12 protein-coding genes are annotated in these 14422 nt (G+C 68.3%); 2 read left to right on the top strand and 10 right to left on the bottom strand.

What is annotated here, in order from left to right:
- Positions 1–445 precede the first annotated feature (445 nt).
- From glmM to JHD63_RS18860, 4 genes are all read right to left on the bottom strand, one after another.
- Positions 446–1792: a phosphoglucosamine mutase gene (gene glmM, locus JHD63_RS18875; RefSeq protein WP_198972352.1), complete on the bottom strand. Its 1347-nt coding sequence runs from the start codon at positions 1790–1792 to the stop codon at positions 446–448.
- Entirely contained in the window at positions 1789–2664 is an 876-nt protein-coding gene (gene folP / locus JHD63_RS18870; protein ID WP_198972351.1) for a dihydropteroate synthase, read from the bottom strand. The genes glmM and folP overlap by 4 nt, the downstream gene beginning before the upstream one ends.
- Positions 2665–2730: 66 nt before the next feature.
- Positions 2731–4653: an ATP-dependent zinc metalloprotease FtsH gene (gene ftsH / locus JHD63_RS18865; RefSeq protein ID WP_198972350.1), complete on the bottom strand. Its 1923-nt coding sequence runs from the start codon at positions 4651–4653 to the stop codon at positions 2731–2733.
- 132 nt (positions 4654–4785) lie between these two features.
- Positions 4786–5457: an RlmE family RNA methyltransferase gene (locus JHD63_RS18860; RefSeq protein WP_198972349.1), complete on the bottom strand. Its 672-nt coding sequence runs from the start codon at positions 5455–5457 to the stop codon at positions 4786–4788.
- Positions 5458–5552: 95 nt separating this feature from the next.
- Here JHD63_RS18860 and JHD63_RS18855 point away from each other — a divergent pair, with 95 nt between their 5' ends.
- Both JHD63_RS18855 and JHD63_RS18850 read left to right on the top strand, forming a co-directional pair.
- On the top strand, positions 5553–6026 hold the full coding sequence (locus JHD63_RS18855) for a YhbY family RNA-binding protein (RefSeq protein WP_198972348.1): 474 nt from the start codon (positions 5553–5555) through the stop codon (positions 6024–6026).
- 14 nt (positions 6027–6040) lie between these two features.
- Complete coding sequence (locus tag JHD63_RS18850) at positions 6041–6787, top strand: glycosyltransferase (protein ID WP_198972347.1); 747 nt, start codon at positions 6041–6043, stop codon at positions 6785–6787.
- A gap of 120 nt (positions 6788–6907) precedes the next feature.
- Here JHD63_RS18850 and JHD63_RS18845 read toward each other — a convergent pair whose 3' ends face one another.
- The 6 genes from JHD63_RS18845 to JHD63_RS18820 all read right to left on the bottom strand — a co-directional run bounded on the left by JHD63_RS18845 (position 6908) and on the right by JHD63_RS18820 (position 14183).
- Positions 6908–7318: a DUF4149 domain-containing protein gene (locus tag JHD63_RS18845; RefSeq protein ID WP_198972346.1), complete on the bottom strand. Its 411-nt coding sequence runs from the start codon at positions 7316–7318 to the stop codon at positions 6908–6910.
- An 8-nt stretch (positions 7319–7326) separates the two neighbouring features.
- Positions 7327–7803, bottom strand: coding sequence for a transcription elongation factor GreA (greA, locus tag JHD63_RS18840; protein ID WP_198972345.1), 477 nt, complete (start codon positions 7801–7803; stop codon positions 7327–7329).
- Positions 7804–7878: 75 nt separating this feature from the next.
- Complete coding sequence (locus tag JHD63_RS18835; RefSeq protein ID WP_198972344.1) at positions 7879–8748, bottom strand: Kdo hydroxylase family protein; 870 nt, start codon at positions 8746–8748, stop codon at positions 7879–7881.
- Positions 8749–8812: 64 nt separating this feature from the next.
- A complete protein-coding gene (gene carB, locus JHD63_RS18830) occupies positions 8813–12040 on the bottom strand; it encodes a carbamoyl-phosphate synthase large subunit (protein WP_198972343.1) in 3228 nt (1075 codons plus the stop codon).
- On the bottom strand, positions 12033–13205 hold the full coding sequence (gene carA / locus JHD63_RS18825; protein WP_198972342.1) for a glutamine-hydrolyzing carbamoyl-phosphate synthase small subunit: 1173 nt from the start codon (positions 13203–13205) through the stop codon (positions 12033–12035). Before carA ends, carB begins: the two co-directional genes overlap by 8 nt.
- 198 nt (positions 13206–13403) lie before the next feature.
- Positions 13404–14183 (bottom strand): TrmH family RNA methyltransferase, encoded by a 780-nt coding sequence (locus tag JHD63_RS18820; RefSeq protein WP_198972353.1) that lies wholly within the window; start codon positions 14181–14183, stop codon positions 13404–13406.
- Positions 14184–14422 lie beyond the last annotated feature (239 nt).

Below are 14422 nucleotides of genomic sequence, written 5' to 3'. Positions count from 1 at the left end.
CCCCCCCCCCCCCCCCCCCCCCCCCCCCCCCCCCCCCCCCCCCCCCCCCCCCCCCCCCCCCCCCCCCCCCCCCCCCCCCCCCCCCCCCCCCCCCCCCCCCCCCTGTTCAAGCAGAAGACGGCATACGCGATTTCCTGTACGGTCTCGTGGGCTCGGAGATGTGTATAAGAGACAGCGGCAGCGGCGGACGCGGGGGCGGCGCCAGGGCGGCGCGCGCCGGGCCGGACGAGCGCAGGCTGGCGGCAAAGGCGCGCAGCGGCTGCGGCGACCAGGCTACGGCAGGCGACAAGGGCAGTGTCGGGACCGGCAGTTCGGGCATGGCGCATCTCCTTCTCTCAAGATGCGCGCAGTCTGGCCGCCGCGCATGACGGCGCCATGGCGGAAATATGACGTTTTTTTGAACAAATACGCCTCAAGCCCAGGTAACACCTTGGCTTTAAGCTATCTATTCGATAGCAATCGTGGGCTGCAGCGTGGCGGCGATGCGCGCGGCCGCATCGCGCGCCAAGCGGCCGTCGCGCGCCTCGACCATGACACGCAGCAGCGGCTCGGTGCCGCTGGGCCGGATCAGCACGCGCCCGGCGTGGCCCAGCTCGGCCTCGACGGCACGCGTCTCGGCGCGCAGCCGGCTGCTGGTGGCCCAGTCCTGCCCCGGCTGCAGGCGCACGTTGACCAGGGTTTGCGGGAACAGCGTGAGCCCTTCGAGCAACTGGGCCAGCGTGCGGCCGCTGCGCACGCTGGCCTGCAGCACCTGCAGCGCACTGATCAGGCCGTCGCCGGTGCTGTGCTTGTCCAGCGCCAGCAGGTGCCCCGAGCCCTCGCCGCCGAGCAGCCAGCCGCGCCGCTCCAGTTCCTCGAGCACGTAGCGGTCGCCGACCTTGGCGCGGGCGAAGGGAATGCCCTTTTCCTGCAGCGCCAGTTCGACCGCCATGTTGGTCATGAGCGTGCCGACCACGCCGGCCACCTCGTCGCCGCGCGCCAGCCGGTCGCAGGCCAGCAGGTACAGCAGCTCGTCGCCGTTGTAGAGCCGGCCCGCGCCATCGGCCACCTGCAGCCGGTCGGCGTCGCCGTCCAGCGCGATGCCGAAGTCGGCCTGCTGGGCCTGCACCTCGCGCACCAGCGCCTCGGGGTGGGTGGCGCCGAAGCCGCGGTTGATGTTCAGCCCGTCGGGCGCGCAGCCGATGGCCACCACCTCGGCGCCGAGTTCGTGGAACACCTTGGGCGCGATCTGGTAGGCCGCGCCGTGCGCCGCATCGACCACGATCTTCAGGCCGCGCAGCGTCAGCTCGTTGCCGAAGGTGCTCTTGCAGAACTCGATGTAGCGGCCGGCCGCGTCGTCGAGCCGGCGCGCCTTGCCCACGTCGGCCGCGGCGACCCAGGCCGGCGGTTCCGCGAGCGCGGCCTCGACCGCGCGCTCCCACGCATCGTCGAGCTTGGTGCCCAGCGGGCCGAAGAACTTGATGCCGTTGTCCTCGAACGGGTTGTGGCTGGCGCTGATGACCACGCCCAGGTTGGCGCGCAGGGCGCGCGTGAGGTAGGCCACGCCCGGCGTGGGCAGCGGGCCGAGCAGCACCACGTCCACGCCGGCGGAATTGAAGCCGGATTCCAGGGCGCTCTCCAGCATGTAGCCGGATATGCGCGTGTCCTTGCCTATCAGAACCTGCGGCCGCGTCATGCTGCGCCGCAGCACGCGGCCCACCGCGTGCGCGAGCCGCAGGACGAAGTCGGGCGTGATCGGCGGCGTGCCGACCGTGCCGCGGATGCCGTCGGTGCCGAAATAAGTGCGTGTCATGTGGTGGGGTCTCCCTCGAATGGTTCTTGATCGGCGGCCTGCAGGGCCTGCCATACGGCCAGCGCCTCGACCGTCTCGCGCACGTCGTGCACCCGCACGATGCGCGCGCCGTGCTGCACGGCCAGCAGCGCCGCGGCGACGCTCGCGGGCATGCGCGCATCGACCGCGCGGCCGGTCACCGCCCCGAGCGATGACTTGCGCGACCAGCCCGCCAGGATCGGGTAGCGCGCCGGCACCGCCTCGCGCTGGCGCGCGAGCAGCCGGAAATTCTGCGCCACCGTCTTGCCAAAGCCAACACCCGGGTCCAGCACGACGCGTTCACGCCGCACGCCCAGCGCCTGCAGCGCATCGGCGGCCGCCTGCAGAAAGCCGCGCACCGCCGGCACCGGATCGCCCTCCATCGGGGCCGCCTGCATGGTCTGCGGGTCGCGGTGCATGTGCATCAGGCAGACGCCGCAGGACGGGTGCGCGGCCACCACCTCGCGCGCGCCGGGCTGGCGCAGCGCCCAGACGTCGTTGACGATGTCGGCACCTGCGTCCAGCGCCGCCTGCATCACCGCGGGCTTGTAGGTATCGACCGAGATCGGCACGCCCAGGCGCACCGCCTCGATCAGCAGCGGCTGCACGCGCGCCAGTTCCTCCTGCAGCGGCAGCGCCGGGCTGCCGGGGCGGGTGGACTCGCCGCCGATGTCGAGCATGTCCGCGCCCTCCTTCAGCAGTTGCTCGCAATGGCGCAGCGCCGCCGCCGTGGAGGCATGGCGGCCGCCGTCGGAGAACGAATCGGGGGTGACGTTGACGATGCCCATCACCTGCGGGCGCGTCAGCGCAATGCGAAAGCGCGATGTCTGCCAGACAGTGGATACCGCGTGCATGCGGCGCCTCCATTGAAAACGGGGCCAGGGGCCCCGTCGTGGTGAGGAATGAAGCGAACCCGCGTATCAGGCCGCGCTGGGCGCCGGATCGGTGGCCACGGCAGTGCCGCCGCCGCCCGGCTTGTCGCCGCCAGTGGGCGGGATGCGCGGCGTCCAGTCCTTGGGCGGACGCGGCTCGCGCCCGGCCATGATGTCGTCCAGCTGCTCGGTGTCGATGGTTTCCCATTCGAGCAGCGCCTTGGCCATGGCGTGCATCTTGTCGCTGTTCTCCTCGATCAGGCGGCGCGCCAGCGCGTACTGCTCGTCGATGATGCGGCGCACCTCGCCGTCGACCTTCTGCATGGTCGACTCGCTCATGTTGGTGGTCTTGGTGACCGAGCGGCCCAGGAAGACTTCGCCTTCGTTCTCGGCATACACCATGGGGCCCAGGGCCTCGCTCATGCCGTACTTCATGACCATGTCGCGGGCCAGGTTGGTGGCGCGCTCGAAGTCGTTGGAAGCGCCGGTGGTCATCTGGTGCATGAACACCTCTTCGGCGATCCGGCCGCCGAACAGCATGCTGATCTGGTTGAGCATGTACTCGCGGTCGTAGCTGTAGCGGTCCTGCGCCGGCAGGCTCATGGTCACGCCGAGCGCGCGGCCGCGCGGGATGATGGTGACCTTGTGCACCGGATCGCACTTGGGCAGCAGCTTGCCGATCAGGGCGTGGCCGGACTCGTGGTAGGCCGTGTTGCGGCGCTCTTCCTCTGGCATGACCATGCTCTTGCGCTCGGGACCCATGAAGATCTTGTCCTTGGCGCGCTCGAAGTCCTGCATCTCGACCGTGCGCGCATTGCGGCGCGCGGCCATCAGCGCAGCCTCGTTGCACAGGTTGGCCAGGTCGGCACCGCTCATGCCGGGCGTGCCGCGGGCGATGATGCTCGGGTTCACGTCCTGGCCCAGCGGGACCTTGCGCATGTGCACGTTGAGGATCTGCTCGCGGCCACGGATGTCGGGCAGCGTGACATACACCTGGCGATCGAAACGGCCAGGGCGCAGCAGCGCGGCATCGAGGATGTCGGGACGGTTGGTGGCCGCGACCACGATCACGCCCAGGTTGGTCTCGAAGCCGTCCATCTCGACCAGCATCTGGTTCAGCGTCTGCTCGCGCTCGTCGTTGCCGCCGCCCAGGCCGGCTCCGCGCTGGCGGCCGACCGCGTCGATTTCGTCGATGAAGATGATGCAGGGCGCGTTCTTCTTGGCGTTCTCGAACATGTCGCGCACGCGGGCCGCGCCCACGCCGACGAACATTTCCACGAAGTCGGAGCCCGAGATGCTGAAGAACGGCACCTTGGCCTCGCCCGCGATGGACTTGGCCAGCAGCGTCTTGCCGGTGCCGGGCGGCCCGACCAGCAGCAGGCCGCGCGGAATGCGGCCGCCGAGCTTCTGGAACTTCTGCGGGTCTTTCAGGAAGTCGACCACCTCCTTGACCTCTTCCTTGGCCTCGTCGCAGCCGGCGACGTCGGCGAAGGTGACGGTGTTGTTGTTCTCGTCGAGCATGCGCGCCTTGCTCTTGCCGAAGCTGAAGGCGCCGCCCTTGCCGCCCCCCTGCATCTGGCGCATGAAATACACCCACACGCCGATCAGCAGCAGCATCGGGCCCCAGCTCACGAGCAGGGTCATGAGCAGCGAGCCTTCCTCGCGCGGCTTGACGTCGAACTTGACGTTGTTGCTGATCAGGTCGCCCACCAGGCCGCGGTCGAGATAGGTGGCCGTGGTGCGGATCTTGCGGTCATCGGTGGTGGTGGCCAGGATCTCGGTCGCGCCGCCCTGGCCGTCCTGGATGGTCGCATTCTTGATGCGGTTGCTGCGCACCTGCTCCAGGAAGTCGGAATAGGCCACATAGCCGGCACCGGCTGCGCCACGCGAATCGAACTGTTTGAACACCGTGAACAGCACCATGGCGATCACGAGCCATACGGCGACTTTGGAAAACCACTGATTGTTCAAGCGAGGCTCCGGTGGGGAAAGGCGTAAGGGATCATCAAGACCCAGATGTGACGCATTTTAGGTGTTTCAAGTTCAGGCTCCCCCATGAATTACCCCCGCAGCCATGGGCGCGGCACGGGCTTTGCGGGATATTCAGCGCATTTCGGCGGTATTTTTGAGCCCGATGCCGACCAGAAAGGTCTCCGAGGATTTGTCACGCGAGGCCTTGGGTTTGACCGGCTTGACTACGCGGAACGTTTCCTTGAACAGCTTCACGAGCTGGCTATAGCCGCTGCCGTGAAACACCTTGGTCACCAGCGCGCCCTCGGGCTTCATGTGGCCCTGCGCAAACTCCACCGCCAGCTCGACCAGGTGCGAGATGCGTGCGGCATCCACCGACTCCACCCCGGAGAGATTGGGCGCCATGTCCGAAACCACCACATCGGCAAGCCTGCCCTGGAGTTCGCGCTCCAGTTTCTGTAGCACCTCCGGCTCGCGGAAGTCGCTCTGCAGGAAGGTGACCCCCTCGATCGGCACCATGGGCAGCAGGTCCAGCGCCACGATGACGCCATCCAGCGCCCCGACCGCCGCGCCCTCGGGCGACAGGCGCCGGCGCACGTACTGGCTCCAGGCACCGGGCGTCGAACCGAGGTCCACCACCACGTGCCCCGGTCTGATCAGGCCCAGCGACTCGTCGATTTCCTTCAATTTGTAAGCAGCGCGAGCCCGATAACCGTCCTTGGCCGCCAGTTTGACGTAAGGGTCGTTGACGTGGTCGTTGAGCCACGCCTTGTTGACCTTCTTGCTTTTTGTCTTGACCTTCATGCTCGGTAGGGAATGTGCCGCCGTGGAGAAGGCGTGTGAATGGGGCGCTGCCGTGCTCCAGCCCTGGGTGGGCGCGCAGCCTCGATAATACGGGTATGCCCCAAATCCAACTCACTCCCGCCCAGCGCCGCGAGCGCCGCGCCGAGGCCCACCATCTCGACCCCGTGGTCATCATCGGCAACGACGGCCTGACGCCTGCGGTGCAGAAGGAGATCGATGGCGCCCTCTCCGCCCACGGCCTGATCAAGGTCCGCGTGGTGTCCGACGACCGCGTGGCGCGCGAGCAGACCTACCAGAGCCTGGCCGACGCGCTGGATGCCGCCCCGGTGCAGCACATCGGCAAGCTGCTGGTGCTCTGGCGCCCGCGGGTCGAAAAGACCAGGCCCGTGGACGAGGACCGCATGCCCGGCCCGCGCGACGTCAAGATCCTCAAGCACAGCAAGCGCGGCGGCCAGCGCCCCGAGGTGCGCATGCTGCGCGTGCTGGGCAACCAGCGCCTGACGCCCGGCGGCCAGATCAAGCGCGCCAAGCCCAAGAAGAAGTCGATCAAGAAGCGTCAGGCAGACTGACCGGAGCCATCAGCATGACGACTGCACGCCACGTGCTGTGCATGAAATGGGGCAGCAAGTACGGCCCGGAGTACGTGAACCGGCTCTATGCCATGGTGCGCCGCAGGCTGGCGGGCGATTTCAATTTCGTCTGTCTCACCGACGACAGCAAAGGCATCCGCCCAGAGGTGCAATGCCTGCCCATTCCGCCACTGGCGGTCGAGCTGGCGCCGGGACAGCGCGATGGCGCCTGGAAGAAGCTCACCACTTTCACGGCCGACCTGCACGGCCTGCGCGGCACCGCGCTGTTCCTCGACCTGGACGTGGTGGTGGTCGGGCCGCTGGACGACTTCTTCACACGCCCGGGTGAATTCCTGATCATCCGGGACTACCCCCGCCCCTGGCGCAGCGCGCGCATCACCGGCAACTCATCGGTCTACCGCTTCGAACTGGGCGCGCATGCGGATGTGCTGGAGTACTTCCGCAGCCACATGGACGAAGTGCGGCGGCGGTTCCGCAACGAACAGGCCTATCTGTCGGACTTCCTGCACCGCCAGGGCAGGATGGGCTACTGGCCGCAGGCCTGGTGCCCGAGCTTCAAGTACCACGGCATTCCGCACTGGCCCTGCAACTACTGGCAGGAGCCGGCCGTGCCACCGGACGCCCGGGTGATGGTGTTCCATGGCGAGTGCAACCCGCCGGATGCACTGGCAGGCCGGCGCAACCGGCGCTTCCGCTACATCCGCCCGGCCCGTTGGGTGGCCGAGCACTGGAGGGAGTAGCGGACCACCCCCAGGCTGCGCGCACTGCGTGTCGCTACGCCGCCCCCCTTCGAGGGGGCAACACCGGTGGACCGGCGGAGCCGGATCCACGGTGTTCTTGGCAGGGAGTGCGCCGCGCGTCTAGCGCGGCCCGGTCGTGCGCCACAGCACCACCGCCGCGCACAGCCACTGCAGCAGGTACATGCCGCTGCCCACGCTGTGCCAAAGGCGCAGATTCTCGCGTGCGATGATGCGCGGCGCCACGGCGAATTCCGCGAGCAGGGCCAGCAGCATCCCCGCCAGCACGAAGCCCAGCAGCGGCGCGGCCCAGGGGGCCATGGCGGTCTCGCCGCGGCGGCGGGACGCCACCAGCAGCAACACGCCGCAGGCCACCGACACCCAGGTCTGCGCCGTGAAAAGCCGCGCCGCCATGGCGCCCGCCGCGGCGGGCGTCGGCAGATGCACGAACAGCAGCGGCACGACCAGAAAGCCGATGGTGCTCAGGCTGCCCCACCACAGCGCAGCCACCAGGACGGAAAAACGATGTGGCACGGTTGCGCTCAGATGTACTTGACCGCGACGATCTCGTAGCGCTTGACGCCACCGGGCGCCTGGACCTCGGCGGTGTCGCCCTCCTCCTTGCCGATCAGCGCGCGCGCGATCGGGCTGGAGACGTTCACCCGGCCGTGTTTCAGGTCGGCCTCGTCCTCGCCCACGATCTGGTAGGTGACGGCTTCGCCCGAGTCCTCGTCCTCCAGCTCGACCGTGGCGCCGAACACCACCCGGCCACCGGCGTCGAGCGCGGCCGGGTCGATCACCTGGGCGGCAGACAGCTTGCCCTCGACTTCCTGGATGCGGCCTTCGATGAAACCCTGACGATCCTTGGCCGCCTCGTACTCGGCGTTCTCGCTCAGATCGCCCTGCGCGCGGGCCTCGGCGATCGCATTGATGACCCAGGGGCGATCCACGGTTTTCAGGCGGTGCAGTTCTTCCTTCAGCTTTTCCGCTCCACGCTTGGTAATCGGAATGGTCGCCATGTTCTTCTCTCTCCAAAAAGAAAAAGCCGGACGGAACCGTCCGGCGGTGCTTCTGAGGAACGCCGCGCCAGTCTCTCAGACCAGCGGGTGTCCAGCCAGCCGGGTCAGTATGGCCAGCGGACTTGCCTGCGGATTGTATTGCCTGTCCGCCGGCAGATGCAGGGTCTGCTCCAGCATGAACTGGCCGGACATCACCGCGTGCGGCGTCTGGTCCGAGAAGCAGACCCAGGCCGAACCCGCCGCGAACGGCATGGTGAGCTGCGGCGCATCCTGCTGGTAGGCCAGGTCCGATTTCATGCCGTCGTGCAGTTGCAGCATCAGATGGTCGTATTCGCTGCGCAAGGCCTTGGTCACGCCCAGGCGGTGCAGCAGGCGCGCCTGCAGCGGCGAATAGCGCCGCGCCCTGGGCAGGAAACGGCGCGCGACGTCCTCGAACGGCTCGCCGACGCGCCAGGTCCGCGGCGCGCCGTCGGGATGGATGTTGGCGAACACGCGCAGGATGCGCTCGCCATGGTTGGGGCGGGACGGGAATGCGTCCACGTGCAGCCGCCGGTCGTCCGCGCGCCAGGACTGCGCCCGCATCTCGACCCGGGTCGGGCGAAAGCTCGTGGGCGCCAGCCGCAGATGCGGCGTGTAGCCGGGCAGCAGGCCATGGACCAGGCCGATGGCCTGCTGACGGAACCGCCCCACCATGGCCGCCACGCGCGCCTGCAGCGCGGCATCGCCCGCCACACCCTTCACGAACCCTTGCCCATCGAGGCTGATGTTGCGCACCTTCGGGTCCAGCAGATCGGGGCGCAGCAGGCTCTTTTCATCGGGCTGCAGGGCGAAGGCGAGCTGCGGGAAGTACAGCACCCTGCCCGCCTCCAGCGCTTCGATGGCGGACGCGTCCGATGCGGCAGCCGTCCAGTCGGACAGCGGCAGGGGAATGATGGGGCCTTGCATGGGCCAATTGTGCGCGCAGTGCGGGCCGGTGGCCGCCGCGCGGGGCAGCCACCGGCATCGCCCATCAGGCGGTGGCGAGCTGCGCGTGCATCTGCTGCACCGAGATCACATCCAGCGCATCCATGTGCTGCATGCCCTCCACGGCCGCCTCAGCGCCGAAGATGGTGGTGAAGGTGGTCACGCGCGCCAGCAGCGCCGAGGTGCGGATCTGGCGCGAGTCGGCGATGGCGTTGCGCCGTTCCTCGACGGTGTTGATCACCAGGGCGATCTCGTTGTTCTTGATCATGTCGACGATGTGCGGACGGCCCTCGGTCACCTTGTTGACCACGGCACACGGCAGGCCCGCTGCCGCGATGGCCGCCGCCGTGCCCTTGGTGGCGATCAGCTCGAAGCCCAGCTTGAGCAGGCCGCGCGCGATGTTGACGGCGGCCGGCTTGTCGTTGTTCTTCACCGAGATGAAGACCTTGCCCGCGCGCGGCAGGTGCGTGCCCGCGCCGAGCTGGCTCTTGACGAAGGCTTCGCCGAAGGTCTTGCCCACGCCCATCACCTCGCCGGTGGACTTCATCTCGGGGCCGAGAATGGTGTCGACACCGGGGAACTTGACGAAGGGGAACACCGCCTCCTTGACGCTGAAATACGGCGGCGTGACTTCCTTCGTGACGCCCTGCGCAGCCAGCGACTGGCCGGCCATGCAGCGCGCGGCCACCTTGGCGAGCTGGATGCCGGTGGCCTTGCTCACGTAAGGCACGGTGCGCGAGGCCCGCGGGTTCACTTCCAGCACATAGATGACGTCCTTGCCGTCCTTCTCCTGGATGGCGAACTGCACGTTCATCAGCCCGACGACGTTCAGCGCCTTGGCCATCGCGGTGCTCTGGCGCTTGAGTTCGGCAATGGTCTCGGCCTTCAGGCTGTAGGGGGGCAGCGAGCAGGCCGAGTCGCCCGAATGCACGCCGGCCTGCTCGATGTGCTCCATCACGCCGCCGATCAAGGTGCCGCCTTCGGCATCGCGGATGCAGTCCACGTCGCATTCGATGGCGTCGTTCAGGAAGCGGTCCAGCAGCACCGGCGAGTCATGGCTGACCTTGACCGCCTCGCGCATGTAGCGCTCGAGGTCGCGCTGCTCGTGCACGATTTCCATCGCGCGTCCGCCGAGCACGTAACTCGGGCGCACCACCAGCGGGTAGCCCAGGGCAGCGGCCTTCTCCAGCGCCTCGGCCTCGGTGCGGGCGGTGGCGTTGGGCGGCTGGCGCAGGTCCAGCGCGTGCAGCAGCTTCTGGAAGCGCTCGCGGTCTTCGGCCGCATCGATCATGTCGGGCGAGGTGCCGATGATGGGCACGCCGTTGGCTTCGAGGTCGAGCGCGAGCTTGAGCGGCGTCTGGCCGCCGTACTGCACGATCACGCCGAGCGGCTTTTCCTTGTCGACGATCTCGAGCACGTCTTCGAGCGTGAGCGGCTCGAAGTACAGGCGGTCCGAGGTGTCGTAGTCGGTCGACACGGTCTCGGGGTTGCAGTTGACCATGATGGTCTCGTAGCCGTCCTCGCGCATGGCGAGCGCTGCGTGCACGCAGCAGTAGTCGAACTCGATGCCCTGGCCGATGCGGTTGGGACCGCCGCCGAGCACCATGATCTTCTTCCTGTCGGTCGGCTCGGCTTCGCACTCGTCTTCATAGGTCGAGTACATGTAGGCCGTATTGGTCGCGAATTCGGCCGCGCAGGTGTCCACGCGCTTGTAGACCGGGCGCACGCCCAGCGCGCGGCGCTTCTCGCGCACGGCGGTGTCGGTGGTCTTCAGCTGGCGCGCCAGGCGGCGGTCGGAGAAGCCCTTCTTCTTCAGCGCCAGCAGCGTGTCGCGGTCGATGTCGTCGAGCGACCTGGTCTCCAGCTCGAGCTCGATCTTCACGATCTCCTCGATCTGCACCAGGAACCACTTGTCGATCCGGGTCAGTTCGTAGACCTCGTCCACGGAGAGGCCCATGGCGAAGGCGTCGCCCACATACCAGATGCGCTCGGGGCCGGGCTCGCCCAGTTCCTTCTCGAGCACTTCGCGGTCCTGCGTCTTCTCGTTCAGGCCGTCGACGCCCACTTCGAGGCCGCGCAGCGCCTTCTGGAACGATTCCTGGAAGGTGCGGCCCATGGCCATCACTTCGCCCACCGACTTCATCTGCGTGGTGAGGCGCGAATCGGCCTGCGGGAATTTCTCGAACGCGAAACGCGGGATCTTGGTGACCACGTAGTCGATCGACGGTTCGAACGACGCGGGCGTGGCACCGCCCGTGATTTCGTTGCGCAGCTCGTCGAGCGTGTAGCCCACCGCCAGTTTGGCCGCGACCTTGGCGATCGGGAAACCGGTGGCCTTGGAGGCCAGCGCCGACGAACGCGACACGCGCGGGTTCATCTCGATGACGACCATGCGGCCGTCCTTCGGGTTGATCGAGAACTGCACGTTCGAGCCGCCGGTGTCGACGCCGATCTCGCGCAGCACCGCCAGACTGGCGTCGCGCAGGATCTGGTACTCCTTGTCCGACAGCGTCTGCGCCGGGGCCACGGTGATCGAGTCGCCGGTGTGCACGCCCATGGGGTCGAGGTTTTCGATCGAGCAGACGATGATGCAGTTGTCCGCCTTGTCGCGGACCACTTCCATCTCGTACTCTTTCCAGCCGAGCAGCGATTCTTCGATCAGCAGCTCGTTGGTCGGCGAGGCTTCCAGGCCGCGCTTGCAGATGGTCTCGAACTCTTCCGGGTTGTAGGCAATGCCGCCGCCGGTGCCGCCGAGCGTGAAGCTCGGGCGGATCACCGTGGGAAAGCCGACCGACTTCTGCACCGCCCAGGCTTCTTCCATCGAGTGGGCGATGCCCGAGCGCGCCGAGCCCAGGCCGATGCGGGTCATCGCCTCCTTGAACTTCAGCCGGTCTTCGGCCTTGTCGATGGCCTCGGGCGTGGCGCCGATCAGCTCGACCTTGTACTTGTGCAGCACGCCGTGGTGCCACAGGTCCAGCGCGCAGTTGAGCGCGGTCTGGCCGCCCATGGTCGGCAGGATGGCGTCGGGGCGCTCCTTGGCGATGATCTTCTCGACCGTCTGCCAGGTGATCGGCTCGATGTAGGTGACGTCGGCCGTGGCCGGGTCGGTCATGATCGTGGCGGGGTTGCTGTTGATCAGGATGACCCGGTAGCCCTCCTCGCGCAGGGCCTTGCAGGCCTGCACGCCGGAGTAGTCGAACTCGCAGGCCTGGCCGATGATGATCGGGCCGGCGCCGATGATGAGGATGCTCTTGAGGTCGGAGCGCTTAGGCATTTTTGTGTTGCTCCATCAGGGCGGTGAAACGGTCGAACAGGTAGGCGATGTCGTGCGGACCCGGCGAGGCCTCCGGGTGGCCCTGGAAGCAGAACGCCGGCCTGTCGGTGCGCGCCAGGCCTTGCAGCGTGCCGTCGAACAGGCTGATGTGCGTGGGGCGCAGGTTGGCCGGCAGGCTCTTCTCGTCCACCGCGAAGCCGTGGTTCTGGCTGGTGATGCTCACGCGGCCGTTGTCCAGGTCCTTCACCGGGTGGTTGGCGCCATGGTGGCCGAACTTCATCTTGAAGGTCTTCGCGCCCGAGGCCAGCGCCATGATCTGGTGGCCCAGGCAGATGCCGAAGGTGGGGATGCCGGACTCGATCAGTTCGCGCGCCGCGGCAATGGCGTAGTCGCAGGGTTCCGGGTCGCCCGGGCCGTTGGCCAGGAAGATGCCATCGGGTTGGAGCCTGAGCACCTCGGCCGCCGGCGTCTGCGCCGGCACCACCGTGATGTGCGCGCCGCGCTCGGCCATCATGCGCAGGATGTTCTTCTTCACGCCGAAGTCGAAGGCCACGACGTGGAACTTCGGCGCGATCTGCAGGCCGTAGCCCTCGCCGAGCCTCCACTCGGTCTGCGTCCACTCATAGGGAGCCTTGGCCGAAACGACCTTGGCCAGGTCCAGCCCGGCCATGCTGGGCGCGCCCTTGGCCAGAGCGATGGCGCGCTCGATCAGCGCCTGCGACACCGCCTCGCCGGCCGCCAGGCCCAGGATGCAGCCGTTCTGCGCGCCCTTGCTGCGCAGGTGGCGGGTGAGCTTGCGGGTGTCGATGCCGGCGATGGCGACGGTGTTCTCGCGCACCAGGTATTCCGACAAGGTGACAGTCTTGCGGAAGTTGGATGCGACGAGCGGCAGGTCCTTGATGATGAGGCCAGCGGCATGGACCTTGTCGGCTTCGACGTCTTCCTCGTTGACGCCGTAGTTGCCGATGTGCGGATACGTCAGGGTGACGATCTGCTGGCAGTAGCTCGGGTCGGTGAGGATTTCCTGGTAGCCGGTCATCGCGGTGTTGAACACCACTTCACCGGCGGTGGAGCCGGCGGCTCCGATCGAATGGCCGAGAAAGACCGTGCCGTCTGCGAGCGCCAGGATGGCGGGAGGGAAGCTTCCCTGTAGAGACAAGAGCACTGGGTTCTCCGGATGGTTACGGTCGCCCGATGCCCGCCGGACGCTGGGGCCGGAAGGCTGCTTGTTCTGAGGGAGTTGCTTTGGCTGCGGTCGGGCGACGCTGTTGCGAGAAAGCCCCCGATTATAGCCAGCGGCTCCGGATTCCCCGGCCGCCGCTAGGTATTTACCCGCAAGCCGAGAAGGACCGTGCTGCGCCGCTCACACGCGCGCCGCAGCGCTCGCATGCAGGCAGATGGCAGCGGCGGCGGCGACGTTGAGCGACTCCTCGCCGCCGGGCTGGGCGATGCGGATGCGCTGCGCGGCGCGCGCCTCCAGCAGCGGCGAGACGCCCTGCCCTTCGTGGCCCATGACCCAGGCGCACGGCCAGGGCAAGGCGGCGCGGTGCAGCAGATCGCCCTGGTGCGAACTGGTGACCAGCAGCGGCACGCCGAGCGCCTCCAGCGCCGGCAGCTCCAGCCCTTCGACCAGGTGCAGGCCGAAGTGCGCGCCCATGCCGGCGCGCAGCACCTTGGGCGCCCAGAGCGCCGCCGTGCCCTTGAGGGCGAGCACCTGCGCGAAGCCGAAGGCGGCGGCGCTGCGCAGGATGGAGCCGACGTTGCCGGCGTCCTGCACCCGGTCCAGCAGCACCGCGGCCACGCCGGCCTGCACGCCGGAGGGCGGCGGCAGATCGAGCACGAAGCCCATGGGCGCCGGCGACTCCAGGCCGCTCAGTTCGGGCCACAGCATGTCGGCCACCACTACATTTTTTATAGCAGCATGCCTAGACCATTCCTGGGCTACAGGCCAAAAAGACTCACAAAATACGGCCAGCACCGGCACGCGCCCCCGCGCCAGCGCCGCGCGGCACAGGTGGTCGCCCTCGAGCCAGACGCGACCCTGCTTGCGGTAGGCGCCGTTGTCCTGCGCCAGCCGGCGCAGGTCCTTGAGCAGGGGGTTGTCCCGCGACCTCAGGTGCAGCGCGGCGGGCGCGGCGCTCATACGGCCAGCCCCCCGCTGCGCGGCCCGCGCCGGCGCGGCGACGGCGGCGCCACCGGCTGCAGGGCTGTCTCTTATACACATCTCCGAGCCCACGAGACCGTACAGGAAATCGCGTATGCCGTCGTCTGCTTGAAAAAGGGGGGGGGGGGGGGGGGGGGGGGGGGGGGGGGGGGGGGGGGGGGGGGGGGGGGGGGGGGGGGGGGGGGGGGGGGGGGGGGGGGGGGGGGGGGGGGGGGGGG

The sequence above is a fragment of the Xylophilus sp. ASV27 genome (genome assembly GCF_016428875.1).
In the GTDB taxonomy this organism is placed as follows: Bacteria; Pseudomonadota; Gammaproteobacteria; order Burkholderiales; family Burkholderiaceae_C; genus Xylophilus.
This window is presented reverse-complemented; position numbering and strand designations above follow the sequence as displayed.

Bases quoted from the DNA above. Each gene is read 5' to 3' on its own strand.
- folP (WP_198972351.1), bottom strand. From the start codon at position 2,664: ATGCACGCGGTATCCACTGTCTGGCAGACATCGCGCTTTCGCATTGCG.
- glmM (WP_198972352.1), bottom strand. From the start codon at position 1,792: ATGACACGCACTTATTTCGGCACCGACGGCATCCGCGGCACGGTCGGC.
- JHD63_RS18835 (WP_198972344.1), bottom strand. From the start codon at position 8,748: ATGCAAGGCCCCATCATTCCCCTGCCGCTGTCCGACTGGACGGCTGCC.
- JHD63_RS18820 (WP_198972353.1), bottom strand. From the start codon at position 14,183: ATGAGCGCCGCGCCCGCCGCGCTGCACCTGAGGTCGCGGGACAACCCC.
- carB (WP_198972343.1), bottom strand. From the start codon at position 12,040: ATGCCTAAGCGCTCCGACCTCAAGAGCATCCTCATCATCGGCGCCGGC.
- JHD63_RS18855 (WP_198972348.1), top strand. From the start codon at position 5,553: ATGCCCCAAATCCAACTCACTCCCGCCCAGCGCCGCGAGCGCCGCGCC.
- JHD63_RS18850 (WP_198972347.1), top strand. From the start codon at position 6,041: ATGACGACTGCACGCCACGTGCTGTGCATGAAATGGGGCAGCAAGTAC.
- greA (WP_198972345.1), bottom strand. From the start codon at position 7,803: ATGGCGACCATTCCGATTACCAAGCGTGGAGCGGAAAAGCTGAAGGAA.
- JHD63_RS18860 (WP_198972349.1), bottom strand. From the start codon at position 5,457: ATGAAGGTCAAGACAAAAAGCAAGAAGGTCAACAAGGCGTGGCTCAAC.